The following is a 20,665-nucleotide window of genomic DNA, read 5'->3' on the forward strand; positions in this document are numbered from 1 at the left end:
GGCGCATCTCTGCACCTCCATTTCTATTCGGATTCCATAGATCTAACGAATATCGAAGCAGTTTAGCCTTTCAGCGGCTCTACTGCTTCAACCAGCTTTTCTTCCAGCTCCAATGTATAAGCAGTCCGCTGCTCATCATTCCACTGCAGACGATTCGCCATCGCGGCTATGACCTGTGTTTTCCACTGCTGAACATATCCGATTTGGAAAAACAAATCACCCGTGCGGCGAATAAAGAAATCAGTTGGCTTCACTGTCATTTCCGCCTCTATGGCGTAACGAAGCTGTACCGCTAGTATGAGCGGCAATTCAAAGGTTTCCGCCCAAGCGCCTGTGCTTTGCGCAAGCGAGAACAGCTGATCCACGTTTGAGCCATAACGCTGCGCCAGAAAAGCAGACTCTTCCTTACTGAAGCCATAATGTGCTCCCTCTGCTGATTTCTTCTGAACAAAAGGCTCAAAACCTTTTGACCCGCCTAAGTCCCCGCCTGACATCGTAATCGTCTTGGTCTCGCTTTTGGCAAAAGCTTTGCTGCCGCCCTCCTGCCCGAGCAGTTCTACTACTTTATCTACAACGGTTTCAGCCATCTTGCGATAACCCGTCAGCTTGCCGCCCGCAATGGAAATCAGCCCGGAATCCGATACAAAAATCTCATCACGACGCGATATTTCCGAAGGCGATTTCCCTTCTTGCTGTATAAGCGGGCGTAGGCCTGCCCAGCTTGATTCCACGTCCGCTTCCACAAGCTTTAGATCTGGGAACATAAAGTTAACAGCTTGCAGCAAATAAGTGCGATCCGCAAGCGTCATCACTGGATTGACGGTATTGCCCTTATAGTTGGTATCCGTCGTACCGAAATACGTTTTTCCCGCGCGCGGAATTGCAAATACCATGCGGCCGTCCGGCGTATCGAAGTAGACGGCTTGGCGCAATGGGAAACGACTCTGGTCGAAGACCACATGAACGCCTTTTGTCAGACGGAGCGTTTTCCCCTTTTTCGATCCATCAATTTCGCGAATATCATCGACCCAAGGACCCGTAGCATTAATGACTTTAGTTGCCTTCAACTCGTATTCAGCGCCGTTAATCATATCTTTAACCAACGTGCCTGTTATTTTACCGTCTTTGCCATAACGAAGCGTCTCTACCTTGGCATAGTTCACCGACAATGCGCCGGTTTCTACCGCTTTCTTCATTACTTCTATCGTTAGCCGTGCATCATCGGTACGGTATTCCACATAATATCCGCTGCCCTTTAAGCCATCCCGCTTCAAAAGAGGTTCCTTAAACAGCGTGTCCTCTACGTTCAGCATCATCCGGCGCTCTTTTCGTTTGACGCCAGCTAGAAAATCGTAAACACGCAAACCAATCGATGTCGAGAACTTACCGAAGGTGCCGCCCTTATAAAGCGGAAGCAGCATCCATTCCGGTGTCGTAACATGCGGCCCGTTCTCGTATACGATTGCCCGCTCCTTGCCAACCTCAGCTACGACACCAATCTCTAGCTGCTTCAAGTAACGCAAACCGCCATGGACCAGCTTCGTCGAACGGCTAGAGGTCCCCGCTGCAAAATCCTGCATCTCCACTAAAGCCACTTTCATACCGCGCGCAGCAGCATCAAGCGCAATGCCCGCGCCAGTAATTCCTCCGCCTATGACGAGTACGTCCAGCTGTGATTGCTGCATCTGCTTCAGTACTTGCTCACGATTTTGGGCAGCAAATATTTCTTTATTATGAATGGTCATCATGATTTCCTCCCGATTGTCTATTTATTATTGTTCTGCCATTTACAGTTCATTACTCATGAATGAATCTAAATAAACAAAAAAACCACTCAAACCGCTCCCCAATCCCTAAAAAGGGTGTGGAAGCGGTTCTCGTGGTTTCTCCTGATCTCCAACCGTTATTAACTTGCCATCAGTATAGCATAATTATTGCGCGAAAGCCATGGCCGCTCGGACTGCACGATGCCATCCGCTGTATAAATCGGCACGCGTCTCCTCTTCCATTGCAGGCTTAAATACTTTATCTACCTGTCTCAGCTTAGCCAGCTCCTCGCGGTTTTGCCAGAAGCCTACCGCAAGTCCGGCTAAATATGCTGCTCCGAGTGCTGTAGATTCATTTACTACTGGCCGCTCCACTGGAACGCCAAGCAGATCACTTTGAAATTGCATAAGCATGTTGTTGGCAACGGCTCCGCCGTCTACACAAAGCGACTCCAGCGGCAAACCTGATTCCTCCTCCATAACGGAGAGGACATCTTTGGTCTGGTAAGCCAGCGACTCTAATACTGCACGGACAAAATGCGCCTTGGACGTTCCCCGCGTGAGTCCAAATACGGCTCCTCTAACATCGCTATTCCAGTACGGCGTACCGAGTCCAACAAATGCCGGCACGACATAAACGCCGTCCGAGGACTCCACCTGCTCCGCCAGTGCTTCCGTCTCGGAAGCCGATTCAATAAGCTCTAGACCATCTCTAAGCCACTGAATCGCAGCACCTGCCACAAATACGCTGCCTTCAAGCGCATACTCCAGCTTGCCATCAACCTCCCACGCAATCGTGGTGAGCAGCCCCTTCTCGGAGACGATTGCTTTGGTGCCCGTATTCATTAACATGAAGCAGCCCGTACCATATGTGTTTTTGGTATTTCCTTCTGCATAAGCATTTTGACCAAACAAAGCTGCTTGCTGATCACCAGCTGCACCTGCAACTGGAATTTTGCGTCCGACTATTTCATCAACCACATGTCCGTAAACTTCAGAGGAAGAGCGTACCTCCGGCAGCATCGCTTTAGGAATGTTCAAAATATGCAGAAGCTCATCGTCCCAGCTCCGCTCATGGATATTGAACATAAGCGTTCTAGAAGCATTCGAAACATCCGTTACATGCACCTGTCCACCGGTTAAATTCCAGATCAGCCATGTATCGATCGTGCCAAAGAGCAGCTCGCCTTTCTCAGCACGCTCGCGTGCGCCCTCCACATGCTCAAGCAGCCAGCTCACCTTCGTGCCTGAGAAATAAGCATCAATGAGCAGGCCCGTCTTCTCATGAAACTGTTGCTCATAACCGCTTTTCTTAAGACCATCACTAATTTCCGCCGTTTGGCGGGATTGCCATACGATCGCGTTATAAATCGGCTGACCCGTCGTTTTGTCCCAGACAACGGTTGTTTCCCGTTGATTCGTAATTCCGACTCCAGCAATTTGCTCAGCGGTAATGCCTGTTTTGGCCAGCAGCTCTGCCATTACCTTTTTCGTCGACTGCCATATAAACCTAGCATCTGCTTCTACCCATCCTGCATGCGGGTAAAACAGCGGAAGCTCTTCTCTTGCTATATCTACAATGGTTCCACTCTTATCCACGAGCAGCGCGCGCGTGCTGGTTGTGCCCTGATCGAGCGATAACATATACGTTTCCACTTGAACCCCTCCTTCACTTCTTTGCTTCCGCTTATTTTCCTAGCTTCCACAGCTCTTTCCGTGATGTCGTTATCGCCGAAGCTCCCGCTTCAAGCGCCTGGCTGACATGCGCCTCCGTGCGAATTAGTCCTCCCGCTATAATGGGAATGCCGCTCCGCTGCTTCACTTCACTTATAATATCCGGTATAACACCCGGCAGTACCTCAATGAAATCAGGACGATTTTTGTCCAGCACCGTATAACTTCTCTCCAAAGCATCCGAATCAATAAGAAATAATCGCTGAATGGCAATCAGTCCATTCTGCTTCGTACGACCAATAACGCTGGATCGCGTCGAGATAATGCCTGCAGGCCTAATAGACTGGCATAGAAACTCTGCCGCGTATTCATCGTTTTTCAAGCCATCGATCAAATCGGCATGCAGCAGTACCTTTTTGTTATGCTGGCTCGCCAGATCAACGATATGCTTTAACTGCCCCAAATGCCCACCAAGGAGCACCATGTATGAAAAAGGCGAGGCAAGCACCGCTTCCACATCCTTCAGCTTATGCACTGCCGGCAATACGTTTTGCCCGTTTAGCAACATCGACATCTTGCCACCTCCGCTCGAATGCTTGGATTGTACTCGTCTTAGCGGCTGCTTTATTCAGCGCTTCACTCGTTTAATGCTGCTCTCACGTTCCTGCAGCTTGGTCGGCAATACGATCTTTTTCGCAATATCCCGCTTTGAAGCTAGACGTTCAGCAAGCAGCTCAACAGCCGTCTCGCCCATATACTCCATATGCACCTTAACCGTTGTAAGCGGCGGCTGCAAAAAGGCTGAAATAGCGATATCATTGTAGCCAACAATTGAAATATCTTCTGGTACCCGAAGCTCCGCTTCATGGAGTGCACGGAGGGCGCCAACAGCCATAGAATCATTTTCGATAAAAAAAGCGGTTGGCACTTTATTCGCTTTTATCGCTTGCTGCATCAGCTTATATCCATCTTCGGAATACAAATGCTCCCCCGTATAAACAAGTTCTGCATCATAAAGTCCTTTATCAGTCATTCGTTCTATAAATACATGCTCGCGATCATCACGCACACGCTTATTATTTACTAAGTTATGCCCGCCAATATAACCGATTTCGGTGTGGCCAAGGCGAGTTAGATAATCAATCACTTCTGAAACCGACTTGCCTATATCAATAACAACAGAATCAAATTGATTGTCATCCGGGGAAGAATCAACGAACACAATAGGCTCCAGCCCCTCTGGAAAACGGTTCAGATCCTCCTTCTCGAAGCGCCCGATTGCGATGATGCCGTCAAACGACTCGCCTCGCCAATCTTTCTCGTCAGAATGGACTTGCATAAACAATTTTACCAAATCCATATTTCTATGGAAGCACTCTCGCTCAATGCCTAGCCGAATGGCCATGTAATAAGGATCAAGCATTTCCTCTTGATCAGAATACCAGTTCACAAGACCAACCCGGTAACGCTCTTTAAGCCCAGCACCGTTACGTTGGCGCAGCGTCTTGTAATTTAACTGCTGCGCGATTTCAAATATACGTTTGCGTGTCTCATCTGCAACCGATATGGCTGGATCATAATTAAGCACCCGCGACACGGTCGCAATCGAAACCTTTGCTTGTTGTGCAATCTCTTTAATTGTAGCCATAATACCTTTCCTTCCTGCCAACCCGTGACGATAAGTAAAATTATACTTTAATTTTACTAAAAATCAATAAAATCCAATCGTATAAAACAAAAGCTGCTCCCCATGGTTGCTAACCGTGAAGAGCAGCTTTGTTTGATGTATTATTCATGCTTCAAATGCTGAAGCGTCAGCATAAAGACTTGTTCTACATGATCGTCATCGAGCGAATAAAAGACGGTTTTCCCGACCTTCCTGCGCTTGACGATACGCATGTTTCGCAGCAGCCGAAGCTGATGAGAAACCGCCGATTGCCCCATTGAGAGCACCTCAGTCAAATCATGAACGCAAAGTTCAGACTGCACTAGCGCATGGATAATCTTCACTCGCGTGGGATCGCCAAGCGCCTTGAACAAATCAGCCAACTGAGCAGCTGTTGTTTCATTAATCATTTTGCTTCTAACATTCTCTATGTTTACCTCAGAGCCTGCGCACGAATCATCACATGCTGCGACAACTTGATTATCCATCATCATCCCACCAACCCTATTCATCCTAAAGCACATTATAACATGTTTCGGTTGATGGGGTGAATTTGAAATGTCTGCTTGCAGCCTGCACAGATCTACCAAGCAAATCGATAGCTGCCAGATCCTGCTTGTATCGTAACGCCTGCCTCAGTCTCAGCTGCTGATGTTATTCCCGCACTCTCGGCTAGCAACCCGCCGCTCTCGGTCACCTTCATCCCTGATTCCGCACCTGGCAAACGAATTTCCGCAGTGGTATTCGAAGGAATCGTCACATCAAGCGTGAAGTGCCCCTCTTCCGATTTGGACCATTTTGAGCTAACTGAGCCATATACCGTCTCAATCTTCCCTTCCGCCCACGTCAGCCCTTCGCCCGGAAGCGGTGCGATGACGATTCGTTTATAGCCAGGAGCATCTTCCACCGTTTGAATGCCCGCTACCGTCCGGTACATCCAATCGCCAATCGCTCCGTAAGCATAATGGTTAAATGAGTTCATATCCTTGCTCCAGAAGCTTCCGTCCTCCTTGATACCGTCCCAATGCTCCCAAATCGTCGTAGCGCCTTTGGTCACAGGGTAGAGCCAGGATGGATAGGTTTGCTGAAGCAGCAGCCTATATGCTACGTCGTTTTTACCAAAAGCACTAAGCACATGGTTCAAGTAAGGAGTACCGACAAAACCTGTCGTCAGATGGTCTTTGCTTTGCTCAATCAGCTCTGTCAGCTTGGCAATAGCGCGTTTCTCTGCTCCTTCATCCAAGAGTCCAAACATCAAGGCTAACACTTGAGCCGTTTGCGTCGGAACAGCCAGCCGTCCAGCACCTGTTACAAACTCTTCTCTAAGCGCTGCTACAATATTGTCGTACAGCTCCGAGTATCTCTTCGCATCAGCCTCCTTGTTGAGCACTGCTGCCGTCTTCTGAACGATAGATACCGAACAGGCATAAAAGGCTGTCGCGATAAAATCCCGATCCGTTGCGCCTACATAATCGCCCGACTTGGCATCAAGACCAAGCCAATCCCCGAAGTGAAAACCTGTATTCCATAAAAACTCATTTTCGCCTTGGCGCTGAATATACGATACCCACGCCTGCATGCTGTCATATTGCTCTTCTAATATTCGTTTGTCTCCGTAACAAATATATAACGTCCAAGGGCAAATCACTGCTGCATCTCCCCATGCTGCCGAGGACATGTCATTCTCGCCCAGCACCTGAGGAACCACGAATGGAACGCCGCCGTCTTCTGCTTGATCCGCCTCTACATCCCGCAGCCACTTCGTGAAAAAAGGAGCGACGTTAGATAAATAAGATGCTGTTTGAATGAACATTTGCGCATCGCCAGTCCAGCCGAGACGTTCATCCCGCTGCGGGCAGTCGGTCGGTACGTCAAGGAAATTCCCCTTGAGGCCCCATTTGATATTATGCTGAAGCTGATTGACGAGCGGTTCAGAGCACTGAAACTCACCGGTTTCCTCCATATCCGAATGCAGCACAACACCTGTAAAATCATCAAGCTTAATGCTCTCCGTTTCAGGGAAGCCAATCAGCTGCACATATCGGAAGCCTTGAAACGTAAAGCGCGGCTCATATGTTTCAGTCTCCCCGCCCTTCAGCACATATCGAATCATTTGTTTTGCCGCCCGCAGGTTTTCGGTGTAGAAGTTGCCTTCCTGATCAAGCACCTCTGCATGCAGCAGTGCTACTTCGGAGCCCGCTTCTCCCTTTACGGCAAACTGAACCCAGCCAACCATGTTTTGGCCAAAATCAAGCACGGTTTCCCCTTTGGGTGTCGTAATCAGAGCAATCGGCTTTAACCTCTCCTGCTTGCGAACAGGCTCATTCACCTGCGGCCTAAGCATATGCTTCTCATGCTGAACCACTTCAACACTCTGCCACTCTTTCGCATTGTCTTCATAAGCGGCTGTACTCCAGCCCTCTTGTTCCAGACGTGCATCATACGTCTCGCCATGATAAATTTCCGAGAACTGAATTGGACTGACCGCGGCCTTCCACTTCGCATCGGATACGATGACCTCTTCACGTCCATCCTCGTAAACGATGTGCATTTGCAGCAGCAGCGCCAAACGATCGCCGTACACGCAGCGCTGATTGCCCCACGCCAGATTCCCTTTGTACCAGCCGTTTCCTAGGGAAGCGCCAATTGCATTCCCGCCTAATTTCAGCAGAGCAGTCACATCATAAGTTTGGGTTTGCAGCGTATGATTGTAACTCGTCCAGCCCGGCGCAAAATAACTATCGCCAACTCGCTGCCCATTCAGCTCTAGCTCGTATATGCCGAGTGCAGTCGCATAAACCCGCGCTTCCTTCACTTTGCCTGTAAGCTCAAAGCTTCTCCTCATTAGCGGGCTAGGCTCCGCTTCAATTGGCAGCATCGCAAGCGGCGCAGCGATCCAGTCGCCAAGCCACTCGTCTGGACTAAGCAGTCCCATTTCCCAGAAGGCAACAGCAGACCAAGCGGTTTCATCTCCATTTTGATTCCAAGCCCGAACTCGATAATAATAACGCTTACACGATTCAGCGACAAAAGAGTCCAGCTCAACATGCGTTGACTGCTCGCTATTCACGCGCCCTGACTGCCATAGGATCGATGCAAAGTCTGATTCTGCCGCAATCTCAATCTCGTAAGCCGTTTGAATAACTGCCCTCTCATCAGAGTGTAGTTTCCATCCTAATCGAGGTTTTGTCACTCCGATTCCAATTGGATTTTGCTGATATTCACAATATACTGCGCTAATTTCAAACATCCTGTAATCCTCCTTAAGATTATTGACAACTATTAGTTGATTGCCCGAGCCTATTATAGAGTTGGCGCCCTTTTTTTGAGTGTTCGCCTTCCTTGCCACAACGCTTTACACTATAATTATAAAAAAGCATGCTTGAAAAATGTTGGGTAAAACGGACAATATCATGCGGCAATCAGGACATTTTCACAAAATGTAGAACTTGCGCAGGGAGAGCTCACGATGAACCATCCCGTAGAAACATACCGTGGAGAGTACTTTTTTCAAAACAACCAGCTGCTTTATGTTAATCGTGCAAGCGAAAGCATCATGAGCCCTTATCATGATCACGATTTTCTTGAATGCGTATATATTGCAGAAGGAGCCGGCTATCACCATATCGGAGATCAGGTGCATAAGGTGCGGAAAGGTCAAGTATTTTTCATTCCTATCGGCATTTCTCATGTGTTCAGGCCGATTTCCTCCGACCAAGCCCGCAACCCATTAAGCGTATTCAACTGCGTCTTTTCTCCATTGCTGCTGCATAAGCTTAGTGCATTCGCTTCCGATTATCGCAGCGTGCAGTTTATTAATGATATGGAAAGCGGCAAATTTCCCTATTATTCTTGTATGGATACAAATAGTCAGTTTGAGAAGCTGTTTCTATCCATGCATAGAGAATTCGAACTGACTCAAAGCGGCTCGTCCGATTACTTGCATACGCTGCTGCTCCAGCTGCTCATTACTCTGCAGCGCTCTGTTGCTAGCGAACCGGAAGCAGCGGCTCGTGCGCCGCAGCAGCTGGAATTTATAAAGCTGTTACATGATCTTGAGCAGCGTTTCCAGCAGGAGCTGACCCTAGCTAAGCTGGCCGAGACTAGCGGCTGGAGCGAGCGTCATCTGCAGCGGCTCTTTCAGCAGTATACGAAACAAAGCTTTCATCGTTATTTGCAAAATTTGCGTATCCAAAAAAGCCAAGAGCTGCTTCGTGGCTCTCAGCTGAAAATCAATACCATTGCCGAAATGGTTGGCTATCGCGATATTCATTCTTTTAACGCATTGTTCAAAAGGTGCACCGGCATGACGCCTAGCATCTATCGCAGAGGCTAGAGAATAACCTCAGCTGGCATGCCTAAGCAGAAGGAGGTTCAATACCATCATGTTTACTCTAAAAGAAAAGCTCTATTTGCTTCAGCTGCTGAAGCAGCAAAATCGGAAACGTTTATTTGGCTTTGGCAAAAAAGACCCGGCGCATGATCGGCTGGTAGAGAAGCTGGAGCAAATGGTTCGAAACGAGCAAGTTAACAAAGAACAACTATAATAGACTGCCATATTTCATGCCACGCATCGTCAGTCACAGGAGGAATTATGACAGGAAAGACCCATCTTGCAATCGGAGCAGCTGTTGGTGCAGCCGCTTCTGTTTATTATCCCTTTTCGATCGAGCACGCCGCTTTGTACATTGCCGTAGCCGGATTTTCAGCACTAAGCGCTGATCTTGACGGACCAAGCATGCTCAGCACCAAGCTCAGCAAGTTATCGAAGCTCATTCGTGAGCTTACGCTTTGGTCCGGATGCCTGCTAGCCGGAATCGTTGCCTATTATTTTTTCACAGATCAGTCTCCATCACCGGTGTACATAGGCGTCGCAGCCGCTATCTTCCTGCTGGGTCTTGTTGCTAAACAAGGCGTGATCCGCAATGTACTTGCCAGCGCAGTTGGCTGTGCGGTTATGTACGCAGGCTACTACTATCAAATGAACTGGCTTATCGGCTTCGGACTATTTTCAGTTTGGGTGCCTTGGCTGAAGCACCGCGGTATGACGCATACGATATGGGCCGTTCCGATTTGGGGATATATCGGCCTTGGACTGGAAAATCAGCTCCAAATCGAAGGGATCGCGATCGTAGCTATGCTTGGTTATTTATCTCATCTCGTAGCGGATACACTCACGCCAAGCGGCGTAAAGTGGCTATATCCGCTTACGAAAAAATCTTTTAAAATCCGTTTGTAATCAAAAATAAAAGCGGCAAGCCTTAGACGAGTAAATCGTCCGAGACTGCCGCTTTTTTATTTAGCCTAATATCTTCTTGGTCAGCATCTGCTTCAAAATAATCATCTACTTGTCTTGTTTTACTTGCTCCATAAATGCCCGGAAGTTCTCAGCGATTTCTTTTGATTTGGTATGGTGCAAATAATGACCACCTTCAAATGTCATCACTTTACCATGAACAGAATCTTTTATTTGCCCTTCATGCAGCGGTATCCATCCTTTTACGCCTGTGTTATTCGCTTGTATAAAGAAAATAAGGGGAAGCTCTTTTGGGAATGATAAGCTTCGAGCTGCAACAAAATTGGGATAAAGATTTTCCAATTCATTTATGCTGGTGTTATTAAACATGTTTTTGTTTTGCAGCATCTTCATTTGTTCTTTTGTTTCATCATCATATGGCATTCCAGCAAACGGATCCTCACCAAACTTCATCATCAATCTTCCAAAACCTGATTGTTTGAGCAGTTTAAAGTTTCCTAATGGCAATTTAGCATCCATACCGGGTTGCGTTGGAACACTTGTATCTATCCCGACAAACGCACTCACTTCGTTTGGATATTTATTCACATAATCGAGGCCGTAAATGCCTGTAATGGAGTGGCCCATTAGAATAAAACGGTCAATATTAAGGCTCTGCAGCGCTTCATGAATTTCACTTACTATATTATCTGTCGTTCTTTCTTTGTTGGTCCTATCACTTAATCCATAACCAAAAGGCTCAACCGCGACAACTTTGTAAAATGGTGACAGCTCGTCAATTAACGGCTTAAAATCAAGCACTGGTGTCGCTGTTCCTTGACCAGGCAGGAGCACGATTGTTTCTGCGCCTTCTCCCTGAATCAAAATATTCATATTTTTCCCGTCTACCTTAACAGACTGACCATAGGGTTTTATTTTACCTTCCTCTGATTTGCCGCTAATCTTGTTCACGACAAAAACCGCAGCTACAAAAAGGACGATTGCTATAACTATTACTGCTAGCACTTTAAGTAAAATGAACAATATTTTTTTCATTTTACTAACTGGTTTTTTGCCTGAATTCAAATCCATTTTCTTTGCCTCTCGTATGTTCACTCTCATCTTCTCCTGTCATTTTCTCTGTGTTGGGCACTCTTAATTGGCCGCTAAAGAAAGCTTATACGACGAAGATGTACTCCGCGTGACGGCAATATGAACTGAATATGAACAGCAAAAAAAATGCTGCGGCAACACATGCAATGAGTTTGCACAGGCTGCTGCAGCATACAGTAAACGAGCGATGTCGACTAATACATTATGAATCGAATTACTCTGTCGGAGTAATGATTGGCAGGGTGACAATGAAGGTCGTTCCTCGGCCGGGCTCGCTTTCCACTCGGATGTCACCTTGATGAAGCGATACAATCTGTTTAACGATGGCAAGTCCCATACCGCTGCCTTCATATTTACGGCTGTGGGAGCGATCTGCCTTAAAAAAGCGCTCGAAGATACGCTTCTGATCCTCTAGTGCAATACCTATGCCGCTGTCGGATATTCGGACGGTCACGTTTTTGATATCTTGTTTGATACTCACTTTAATGATGCCGCCATCCTGCGAAAATTTGATGCTATTGCCGATTATATTAGTCCATACCTGATTTAACAAATCATGATCAGCTGAAAAAATAACAGTGGGCAAATGGAGGTCGAAATGAATTTTGCGAGTCGACCACTGCGGCTGAATTGCGACGATAATTCGTCTTATTTGCTCGTCAAGTCTAAATGCGGTCAGATGCATCTGTTGTGACTGTGATTCAAGCAAACTCAGCTTTAGCAGACTATCGCTCATCTTGGACATCCGTTCGGCTTCAGCGATAATAATATCTAGGTAGCGATTTCGATCATTATCCGCAACATTGGCTTGCTTGAGCGCTATAGCATAGCCAGAAATCGAGGTGAGCGGAGACTGAACCTCGTGCGAGACGTTCGTAACGAATTCTCTGCGCATCTGCTCCAACTGCTGCAGGTCATGCATCATTTCTTCGAAGCTTCGAGCTAGCGTTCCCAGCTCGCCCGTTTGTTTAATATTCAGCTTGACGTTGAAATCTCCAGATGCTATCCGCCTAGTCGCTTTCGTCAGCTTTTTGATTGGTCTTATTAGAAATATGGAGGCAATTAGAATAAATAAGCTTCCTGTAATCAACGCATAAGCGACAAAAGATAATCCCCATCTGAGTATAGTAGAGGCAGATGGAGGGGAGAGTGCTTCCACAAACATCGCTTTTATTCCCTTGTCTGTATTGAGCGGCAATCCTATGAAAGTAACAGTAACCCCCTTCATACGAACCTGAACTATTTCTCCAGCCAGTACCTTCATTACTTGTTCCTTGGCTATTGCAGCAGGCTTATGCCCGTGCAGTGCTCCGAAAGACTGAAACCGATCCGTCGTTTCGTAAATTCGAACATGATAGGAATTGAGCTGCTTCATTCCACTTACGAGTTTGTCCGCTTCATGTGAGGGGATGGCCTCATAAATTCGGGTGATATCCTGTCCAAAATTACGCATCAAAATTTGTGAGTTCTCGCTCAATTTCTCTTGAAATGCCCAAGTTGCTACAAAAAAAGCAATGATCGTGCCCCCGATCACGGAGACTAGAAATATGAGGACTACTCGTGTGTATAAAGATTTGATCATTCGTGCACCTCAAGCCGGTAGCCAAGCCCCCGCACCGTCTCGATATGAAAATCGGTAGTCGTCGCGAAGCGTTCGCGCAATCGTTTAACATGTACGTCTATTGTTCGATCGTCGCCTGCATAATCAATCCCCCAAATTTGGTCGATTAGCTGCTCACGCGTATAGATTTGTCCAGGTGTTCCAGCGAGCTTATAAAGGAGTTCAAACTCCTTGAGCGGCAACGCAAGTGATTCCGTCCCTCTCATTACCTTATAGGTCTGCCGGTCAAGAATGATGCTGCCGAGCCGTATCGTCTGCGTAGAGCCAATTCGGTATCTTTTCAGAAGAGCCCCAACACGAGCCGTCAGTTCCAGTGGATCAAATGGTTTCGTCAAATAATCATCCGTCCCGAGCTGGAAGCCTTTCACTTTCTCCCATGTCTCGCCTCTTGCAGTCAACATAAGTAACGGAAGATCAGGATTGCTTCTTCGAAGCTCCTTGCACAACGTCCAACCATCCATAATCGGCATCATAATATCGAGTACGACAAGATCAATATGCATCGAGGCATAGACGGCTAGCGCTTCCTTGCCGTCTCCCGCTTCAGCTGTTTCGAATCCGTCGTTGCGTAGAAATAAACAAACGAGTTCGCGAATGTTCGCATCGTCATCAGCAACCAGTATAGTAGGCATTCGTTCCCTCTTTCCCTGTTATGCATTCCATATAATAGTAATCATTATACTATAAATCTAGATGAATTATAAAAACAGCACAGAACAGACAAAAGCAGCTGACCTTTGAGGTGAGCTGCCGCTTTTTTTATATCAGGTACCGCAAAAAGTTTGATATGGACGGGTTGATTCCCCAGGGAACGTGTAATGATCAGAACGTTCACGGGAGTGATCGTAGGGGCTCGAAAGAACACTTAGAAGCTGCTCCATCACACGGTTGTCGTCTTGCTTCACTGCGGCTTCTAGCGCTTCTTCTACTCGAAGGTTGCGCGGGATTACCGCAGGGTTGCTTGCGCCCATCAACTGATGAGATGCGGCTTTGGATTCCGGCTGCCTGCCAAGTCTCGCTTGCCACAGCTCATACCATGGTGCAAATCCCTCGGTGCCAAAGAGAGCTGTATCTTCTGGTTTATCTAATGTGAACGAGCGAAAGGTATTGGTATAGTCAGCACTATGCTCCTGCATCATGCGCAGCAAATCTGTAATTAGAGCTTCGTCTTCAAGCTCTTCATTAAAAATTCCAAGCTTCGCTCTCATTCCGCTAAGCCAGCTTTGGTGATACAACTCTGCAAATCCAGATAACGCATCCTCTGCCAGTTTTATAGCTTGTTCTTCGTTGTCATGCAGCAGCGGCAATAGCGTCTCAGCAAATCTTGCGAGATTCCACGCGGCGATACGCGGTTGGTTGCCATAGGCATAACGGCCATGAACGTCAATGGAGCTGAACACCGTTTCGGGATCATAGGCATCCATAAAGGCGCAAGGGCCATAATCAATGGTCTCTCCGCTAATCGACATATTGTCAGTATTCATCACACCGTGGATAAAACCGACGAGCTGCCATTTGGCGATTAGCGCTGCTTGGCGCTTAATGACTTCTTGAAGCAGGCCAAGATAGCGATTTCCAGCTTCGCCAACCTCTGGGTAATGCCTTTGCAAAGTGTAATCAGCAAGTTGTCTGAGTTCTTCAGCCGTACCCCACTGGGCAACGAATTGAAAGGTGCCAACGCGCAGATGGCTGGAAGCCACGCGGGTCAGAATTGCTCCCGGCAGCTCCGTCTCGCGGTATACAGGCTCGCCAGTTGTGACAACGGCGAGGCTGCGAGTGGTAGCAATACCAAGCGCGTGCATAGCCTCACTTATAATATATTCGCGCAGCATCGGTCCAAGTGACGCCCGGCCGTCGCCTCCGCGGGAGTATGGCGTTCTGCCAGAACCTTTAAACTGAATATCAAACCTCTCACCAGTGGGCGTAATTTGTTCACCCAGCAATAGAGCACGGCCATCCCCTAATCTGTTAAAATGACCGAATTGATGCCCAGCATAAGCTTGAGCAAGCGGCAAAGCGCCTTCGGGAATTTCATTTCCCGACAGCATAGCAGTACCATCCTGGCTTAGAAGCGATTGAACATTTAACCCTAGTGATTTTGCGAGCGATTCATTCATAATATTCAACTGCGGAGAGTGCACAGGCGGCGGGCTCATTTTTGTGAAAAATGTTTCCGACAGCCGTGCATAACTGTTGTCAAAGTTCCAACCTGTTTTATCTAATGCTGTTTCCTCAGTCATCGTATCTCCTATATTCTTGTGTCGTTTATCTTCGTTATTGCATGGCCATCTAATGAAAAAAGTCATAAATACCATTTATCACCTAGATGGTTCCCATTTCTTTGCAAGGCAATTCGGTTTATATAAATTGATTATAACACCATTTCCTCCTTCGCTTCTCCTCTTTGAACCTGAGCAAGCGTTTGTGGGTGGTTTGACTGGTCCAATACTGTGAATAGCAGACTTTGACTAGGAAAATGAATACATAGCCATTGAGCAGAGAGCTGCATGATCAATCTAAGTACTTCTCGGGATATAGCAGCTTCTGCAGCCTCAAAAGGATCGCCGCCGCTTGCTCTCGAACCAGCGTCTGCCGCGGATTGAACTTGCCGTCGCTGCCGACCATCACCTTATATTCGTTGACGGCTTGGATAGCGCGGAGACTCGTCGCGGATAGACCCTTAATGTCGCCGAACGCTATTCGCCCCTCACTGCCGAAGGTTGCTAAACGACCAGCATTTGCGGACATCATCGCTGCCTCTTCGCGGGTAATCGTACGCTCAGGCTCGAACCGACCTGATGTACGGTCAGTAATGCCGAACTTTGCAGCTCTTGCGATTTCGTCGCTGTACCATTTGCCCGCTGGAACATCATTAAAGGGAGAGCTGCCAGCAGGCTGATCTGTAGCGCCGTGTACCAAGCGGAGCAGCATGGCTGCGAATTCAGCGCGAGACAACGTCTTTTTCGGAGCCAGTACATTATCCTTCGCGCTTACGCCCTGGATGTAACCTTCATAAAGTGCATGTGCCATATTTTCTCTTGCCCAGCCGGCAACTTGATTAGCATCCTTAAAGTCAGCTAACGGAGGAGCAGAGACCGATAAATAGAAAATAGTTTTGGCCACAGCAGGCGCAGCATCCTTCCGATACCCAGTTAGCGAAACGACATGCACACCGGAGGGCATTCCCGCAAAAGCCACTTTGCCTTTTGCATCGGTCACCATCGTCTTCCCACCTACTGTCACCGTTATATTCGGCGCTGGCAGTTGACCCGATTTACGATTCGCTTTCTTAACGAACAGCTCGAAAGGAGAATTCGCTGAAGGCCGCCCCTCTGCTAGTTGGCCGTTCGCATTTGATCCATTAACAACGACTAAGTCGATAACCTCGGTTGTATCCGAACCATAATAAAGAAGCAATCGACTTCTATCACTAAGAACATTCCCGCTGCTAGCATTTTCCGGGAACATCCAACTGCTATATCTACTATACTCAGCGAACTTCCATCCATTCTTATTCTTTCCGCCGTATTGCAGGGCGTCGATTCCTTTAATCGAGGTGATTACCTTCTCCCCGGAGGAAGCCGTCTTCATTTCATAGGCAATTCCTTCTTGCTTGAGGAAAGCAAGAGCTGTATCTATCGCCTTGCCGCCACTTGGAACGCGTCCTTGTGCGATCGTACCTGTAGGCCCCTCGATCTGAATAATCGCGCTGCCCGCGGCCAAGTTCAAGTCATCGATCAGCCGTTCTTTGCCATTCACATACAGCTTATAAGCGGTCAACGCCAAATAAGCGTGGAGCGTCGCCTTCATATCCAAAACGCCATCGCTGCGCTCCGAGAATCCACCTTCATCCAATCGACGCGACATCAGAAAATCGAGCGGCTGAGCGCCTCGTTGCTGCGCGAACGCAGCAGCGTCCATTCGTTGCGATGACAGTGCAATGATAACCTGGGCTGTCGCCGCTGTGCTGAATTCGAAGCCGCCGTCGACTGATTGCTGCATGCGCAGCCACTCCAGCGCTTTCTGCTCTGACTCCGTCAGCTCCCGATCTTGCGTTCTCGAAATGAGTGACAAGCCTGTCAAAGCTACAGCCGTTGCCATAGCACTACCTTTCCCATTAACGGACTCGGACCAGCTTCCATCTTTCAGCTGCTGATTTGTGATGATATGAGAAAACGCGTCAGGATACCAGAAAGGGTTTGAATTAGGAGAGTAGGGACTGGAACTCTTCGCCACGACATAAGCGGGTACGAGTTCATATATCCCCTTCTTCTCAAGGTCAGGATTGTTCAAAACTGCGGAGAAAAAATCAAGACCAGCGATATTGTTAATGTTGCTGCCGCCAGCAGCAGCATAAGCGATCACCGTTCTTGTCATATCTATATACGTATCAAATCTTCCGCCATTGTTTAATATGACATCCGCTTTCTCCTCCAGAAAGTCTTTTGGAACTGCTCGGCCGTTCTTTGCAAATCCGATCGCCGCCCAATCCGAAAATGGTTTCTGATCATATAGCAATTGCTCTGCTTCCTTTAATGCATCCTGCATGTCGGTTGTGAAGGCCAGCGAACGATCGATCTTGCTGCTCGCGTTCACGCTGCCGCCAGATGCCGGCTTCTCCGGCGTATTGGCTGACGCGACGCCAACAAGCAGCTGCAACATCAGACAGCCAGCCAGAAAGACGCGCCCTATCCTCATCATTACGTTCAATCCATTTTGTTTCATTCGTATTGCTCCCCTCCTGTAAATCAACGTAAATCGTTTTAATGGTAAAATTTACACTAATTGTTAGACGGTACAAAACCTTATTTGTTTCGGATAATCTGAATAAATAAAAACGGCGATAGACTAGGGCTTCATCATGACGTCCTAGTCTATCACCGTATAGTTGGACAATAGCAGGCTGGATCAGTCCCATACCTGATCCAATTTGTCTGAATAAAAAAGGTAAGCAAGTTGATACCACATTGATGAGTTCTGCGGCTCTTCTGTGACTAAATCTATTAGCAATGTCCTCGCTTCTTCCAGTTTCCCTGCTTCTCTTAAACTTATGGCTGTATGAAGCTTATCCATGATATTCATTCCTTTTAAAATCAATTCGTTTCGTTTATCGTATCATATTTGAGAAATCAGCCTAATTCTAGTTATTTATAAAACAAAATCGTATCTGAGCCTATCAAAAAGAGCAGACTGCCGTGGCAGCCTGCTCTTCCGTAATCTATTTTAATAACCAAGCTTACACCTGCAAAGAATGTTTCGCACGGGCGATCTGTGTCGCTTCAACCATGTTGCGCAAGGAATCAACGGTTTCTTCGAGTCCACGTGTTTTAAGTCCGCAGTCTGGGTTAATCCAGAACAGCTTCAGATCAAGCACACGCAAAGCGCGTTCGATCATACTCGTCATTTCCTCCACTCGCGGAATACGCGGGCTGTGGATGTCGTATACGCCTAAACCTATACCTAGCTTGTAAGTATTCAGCTCAAAGCTATGAATCAATTCACCATGACTGCGTGAAGTCTCGATGGAGATAACATCTGCATCCATCGCTTCAATGGAATCAATCATGTCATGGAACTCGCAATAACACATATGCGTGTGAATTTGCGTCGTATCCCGAACCGTGCATGTAGTCACGCGGAAAGCTTTGACAGCCCAAGCTAAATAGTTGGCTTGGTCTTCTTCCTTAAGCGGCAGACCTTCGCGAACCGCAGGCTCATCAACCTGAATCATCCCTATGCCCGCTTGCTCAAGCGCTTCTACCTCTTGTCTAAGCGCATAGGCAAGCTGGTAAGCGATTTGCTCACGCGTAATGTCATCACGGACGAACGACCAGTTCATGATCGTGATCGGTCCCGTAAGCATTCCTTTAACTGGACGTTCAGTCTTCGACTGAGCATACTTCGTTTCCTCGACAGTCATTGCTTCTTCGAACGCTACATCTCCAAAAATAATTGGCGGCTTCACGCAGCGGGAGCCATACGACTGTACCCAACCGAACTGAGTGAACGCAAAGCCCGCAAGCTTCTCACCGAAAAACTCAACCATATCTGTCCGTTCAAATTCGCCATGCACGAGTACATCCAGTCCGATTTCTTCCTGAAGCTTAATCCAGATATCGATTTGATCACGGATGAAGCTAGCGTATTGTTCATTGTTCCAATCACCCTTGCGCCATTGTTGACGGGCTTTGCGCACCTCAGCGGATTGCGGGAAGCTGCCAATTGTCGTCGTTGGGAAAATCGGCAATTGCCATTTTTTCTGTTGGGCAATATGACGCTCAGAAAATGGCAGATTGCGTGTTGGATTCTGCTCGCTAATAGCGGCTACGGCTTGCTGAATGCTGCTGCGATTGCGCTCGCCTGATTGCTTAAGTGCCTCTAGAGCAGCATCACATTTCTCAAGCTCGGCAGTAACGAAAGCATCTTCCGAAGTAACTGCTTTCGCAAGAAGAACAATCTCATCCAGCTTCTCATCCGCAAATGCTAGAGCCCCCTTTAGTTCAGGCAATAGCTTAGTCTCATTTTGCACTGTGACTGGAACATGAAGCAGGCTGCAAGATGACTGTACAATTAGCTGTTCAGCCGTTACGACTTCAGCCAACTCTTTCAACAATGCCAATTTATCGCGAAGTGACGCTTTCCAGATGCCGCGGCCATCAATGACTCCTGCACCTAGAACCTTGTCCTGAGGGAAGCCAAATTGTTTAATGGATGACAAGTTTGTGGACAAACCGTGTACGAAGTCAAGCCCAATTCCTTTGACCGGCAACGCAACGATGTCAGTATAGTTTTCTACGGATTCGAAATACGTTTGCAGCATGATGTTTAGATTAGTTACCGATGAAGCAAGCGTGGTATAAATATTTTTCAGGCGACTGCGATCAGCATCGCTAAGTTTTGTTACAAGAATTGGTTCATCTATTTGTACCCACTGAACGCCTTCTTTTTCAAGCTCTTGCAGGATCTGCACATAAAGCGGCAGCAATCGATCCAGCCAAGCATCCGTCTCTGATTGACTGTATCCTTTGGACAGCTTCAAGAAGGTTAATGGGCCGACAATAACGGGTTTTCCCTCGATACCGAGCTTTTCCTTAGCTTCCAAATATGCGATAAGCGGCTTATTCTCTGTAAGTACAGGTGCTGCTCCGTCAAGTTCAGGTACGATGTAGTGATAGTTGGTGTTAAACCACTTGGTCATTTCGCTTGCCGTTGCATCCTTCGTTCCGCGGGCAATGCCATAATAAACCGACAGTGGTACTGAACCGCCTTCGTAAGTGAAGCGCTTCGGAATGATCCCGAACATCGTTGCTGTATCAAGAATGTGATCGTAATAGCTGAAATCATTGACCGAGATAAGGTCGATGCCTTTCTCCTGCTGCTTGCGCAAATGATTCAAACGGATTTCTTGAAGCTTGCCATGGAACTCTGATTCTTCAAGCTTGCCTGCCCAGAACGCTTCTAGCGCCTTCTTCCATTCCCGATCCGCACCAATACGTGGATATCCCAAAACACTGCTTTTCACCATCTCGTAACACTCCTATACAAATTGTTACAAGAAAGATAACACGTATTCACTGTTATAGAGTAAC

Annotated in this window: 15 protein-coding genes; 3 read left to right on the forward strand and 12 right to left on the reverse strand. The window is 47.4% G+C overall.

The genetic code is table 11. The annotated features are described in order from the left end of the window. Positions 1 to 62 precede the first annotated feature (62 nt). The 6 genes from ACIFSR_RS32165 to ACIFSR_RS32190 all read right to left on the reverse strand — a co-directional run bounded on the left by ACIFSR_RS32165 (position 63) and on the right by ACIFSR_RS32190 (position 8,356). Positions 63 to 1,745 (reverse strand): glycerol-3-phosphate dehydrogenase/oxidase, encoded by a 1,683-nt coding sequence (locus ACIFSR_RS32165; protein ID WP_430063304.1) that lies wholly within the window; start codon positions 1,743 to 1,745, stop codon positions 63 to 65. Positions 1,746 to 1,931: 186 nt separating this feature from the next. Beyond that, the gene (gene glpK, locus ACIFSR_RS32170) at positions 1,932 to 3,422 is read right to left on the reverse strand and encodes a glycerol kinase GlpK (RefSeq protein WP_430063242.1); all 1,491 of its coding nucleotides are present in this window, start codon (positions 3,420 to 3,422) and stop codon (positions 1,932 to 1,934) included. 31 nt (positions 3,423 to 3,453) lie between these two features. Then, the gene (locus ACIFSR_RS32175) at positions 3,454 to 4,008 is read right to left on the reverse strand and encodes a glycerol-3-phosphate responsive antiterminator (protein WP_430063306.1); all 555 of its coding nucleotides are present in this window, start codon (positions 4,006 to 4,008) and stop codon (positions 3,454 to 3,456) included. Positions 4,009 to 4,068: 60 nt separating this feature from the next. Continuing rightward, a complete protein-coding gene (locus tag ACIFSR_RS32180; protein WP_430063244.1) occupies positions 4,069 to 5,088 on the reverse strand; it encodes a LacI family DNA-binding transcriptional regulator in 1,020 nt (339 codons plus the stop codon). A gap of 140 nt (positions 5,089 to 5,228) precedes the next feature. Continuing rightward, positions 5,229 to 5,597 (reverse strand): ArsR/SmtB family transcription factor, encoded by a 369-nt coding sequence (locus ACIFSR_RS32185; protein WP_372238973.1) that lies wholly within the window; start codon positions 5,595 to 5,597, stop codon positions 5,229 to 5,231. Between the two features lie 92 nt (positions 5,598 to 5,689). Continuing rightward, positions 5,690 to 8,356, reverse strand: coding sequence for a family 78 glycoside hydrolase catalytic domain (locus ACIFSR_RS32190; RefSeq protein WP_430063246.1), 2,667 nt, complete (start codon positions 8,354 to 8,356; stop codon positions 5,690 to 5,692). 219 nt (positions 8,357 to 8,575) lie between these two features. On the opposite strand from ACIFSR_RS32190, the gene ACIFSR_RS32195 reads away from it, so the two are divergent. Genes ACIFSR_RS32195 through ACIFSR_RS32205 form a run of 3 tightly spaced genes read left to right on the forward strand, consistent with a single transcriptional unit; the run spans position 8,576 to position 10,345 of the window. Further along, positions 8,576 to 9,442 (forward strand): helix-turn-helix domain-containing protein, encoded by an 867-nt coding sequence (locus ACIFSR_RS32195; protein WP_430063248.1) that lies wholly within the window; start codon positions 8,576 to 8,578, stop codon positions 9,440 to 9,442. 49 nt (positions 9,443 to 9,491) lie between these two features. Next, positions 9,492 to 9,653 carry a hypothetical protein gene (locus ACIFSR_RS32200; RefSeq protein WP_339204950.1) on the forward strand — a complete coding sequence of 54 codons (162 nt, stop codon included), beginning with the start codon at positions 9,492 to 9,494 and terminating at the stop codon, positions 9,651 to 9,653. Between the two features lie 47 nt (positions 9,654 to 9,700). After that, a complete protein-coding gene (locus tag ACIFSR_RS32205) occupies positions 9,701 to 10,345 on the forward strand; it encodes a metal-dependent hydrolase (protein ID WP_430063250.1) in 645 nt (214 codons plus the stop codon). A 105-nt stretch (positions 10,346 to 10,450) separates the two neighbouring features. On the opposite strand, the gene ACIFSR_RS32210 is transcribed toward ACIFSR_RS32205, so the two are convergent. The 6 genes from ACIFSR_RS32210 to metE form a co-directional block, all read right to left on the reverse strand. Continuing rightward, positions 10,451 to 11,434 carry an alpha/beta fold hydrolase gene (locus ACIFSR_RS32210; RefSeq protein ID WP_430063308.1) on the reverse strand — a complete coding sequence of 328 codons (984 nt, stop codon included), beginning with the start codon at positions 11,432 to 11,434 and terminating at the stop codon, positions 10,451 to 10,453. 235 nt (positions 11,435 to 11,669) lie between these two features. After that, positions 11,670 to 13,037 carry an ATP-binding protein gene (locus ACIFSR_RS32215; protein WP_430063252.1) on the reverse strand — a complete coding sequence of 456 codons (1,368 nt, stop codon included), beginning with the start codon at positions 13,035 to 13,037 and terminating at the stop codon, positions 11,670 to 11,672. Then, positions 13,034 to 13,708, reverse strand: a complete 675-nt coding sequence (locus tag ACIFSR_RS32220) for a response regulator transcription factor (RefSeq protein ID WP_339204952.1) — start codon at positions 13,706 to 13,708, stop codon at positions 13,034 to 13,036. The genes ACIFSR_RS32215 and ACIFSR_RS32220 overlap by 4 nt, the downstream gene beginning before the upstream one ends. A 132-nt stretch (positions 13,709 to 13,840) precedes the next feature. Next, on the reverse strand, positions 13,841 to 15,316 hold the full coding sequence (locus ACIFSR_RS32225; RefSeq protein ID WP_430063254.1) for a protein adenylyltransferase SelO: 1,476 nt from the start codon (positions 15,314 to 15,316) through the stop codon (positions 13,841 to 13,843). Positions 15,317 to 15,587: 271 nt separating this feature from the next. Continuing rightward, positions 15,588 to 17,801, reverse strand: a complete 2,214-nt coding sequence (locus tag ACIFSR_RS32230) for an S-layer homology domain-containing protein (RefSeq protein ID WP_430063256.1) — start codon at positions 17,799 to 17,801, stop codon at positions 15,588 to 15,590. A 511-nt stretch (positions 17,802 to 18,312) separates the two neighbouring features. Then, positions 18,313 to 20,601 carry a 5-methyltetrahydropteroyltriglutamate--homocysteine S-methyltransferase gene (gene metE / locus ACIFSR_RS32235; protein WP_430063258.1) on the reverse strand — a complete coding sequence of 763 codons (2,289 nt, stop codon included), beginning with the start codon at positions 20,599 to 20,601 and terminating at the stop codon, positions 18,313 to 18,315. Positions 20,602 to 20,665 lie beyond the last annotated feature (64 nt).

The organism is Paenibacillus sp. NRS-1760, assembly GCF_050467785.1.
Classification (GTDB): domain Bacteria; phylum Bacillota; class Bacilli; order Paenibacillales; family Paenibacillaceae; genus Pristimantibacillus.

Excerpts from the sequence above, each read along its gene's own strand:
- ACIFSR_RS32165 (WP_430063304.1), bottom strand. The coding sequence starts at position 1,745 with ATGACCATTCATAATAAAGAAATATTTGCTGCCCAAAATCGTGAGCAA.
- ACIFSR_RS32175 (WP_430063306.1), bottom strand. The coding sequence starts at position 4,008 with ATGTTGCTAAACGGGCAAAACGTATTGCCGGCAGTGCATAAGCTGAAG.
- ACIFSR_RS32180 (WP_430063244.1), bottom strand. The coding sequence starts at position 5,088 with ATGGCTACAATTAAAGAGATTGCACAACAAGCAAAGGTTTCGATTGCG.
- ACIFSR_RS32185 (WP_372238973.1), bottom strand. The coding sequence starts at position 5,597 with ATGATGGATAATCAAGTTGTCGCAGCATGTGATGATTCGTGCGCAGGC.
- ACIFSR_RS32190 (WP_430063246.1), bottom strand. The coding sequence starts at position 8,356 with ATGTTTGAAATTAGCGCAGTATATTGTGAATATCAGCAAAATCCAATT.
- ACIFSR_RS32195 (WP_430063248.1), top strand. The coding sequence starts at position 8,576 with ATGAACCATCCCGTAGAAACATACCGTGGAGAGTACTTTTTTCAAAAC.
- ACIFSR_RS32200 (WP_339204950.1), top strand. The coding sequence starts at position 9,492 with ATGTTTACTCTAAAAGAAAAGCTCTATTTGCTTCAGCTGCTGAAGCAG.
- ACIFSR_RS32205 (WP_430063250.1), top strand. The coding sequence starts at position 9,701 with ATGACAGGAAAGACCCATCTTGCAATCGGAGCAGCTGTTGGTGCAGCC.
- ACIFSR_RS32210 (WP_430063308.1), bottom strand. The coding sequence starts at position 11,434 with ATGGATTTGAATTCAGGCAAAAAACCAGTTAGTAAAATGAAAAAAATA.
- ACIFSR_RS32215 (WP_430063252.1), bottom strand. The coding sequence starts at position 13,037 with ATGATCAAATCTTTATACACACGAGTAGTCCTCATATTTCTAGTCTCC.
- ACIFSR_RS32220 (WP_339204952.1), bottom strand. The coding sequence starts at position 13,708 with ATGCCTACTATACTGGTTGCTGATGACGATGCGAACATTCGCGAACTC.
- ACIFSR_RS32225 (WP_430063254.1), bottom strand. The coding sequence starts at position 15,316 with ATGACTGAGGAAACAGCATTAGATAAAACAGGTTGGAACTTTGACAAC.
- ACIFSR_RS32230 (WP_430063256.1), bottom strand. The coding sequence starts at position 17,801 with ATGAAACAAAATGGATTGAACGTAATGATGAGGATAGGGCGCGTCTTT.
- metE (WP_430063258.1), bottom strand. The coding sequence starts at position 20,601 with ATGGTGAAAAGCAGTGTTTTGGGATATCCACGTATTGGTGCGGATCGG.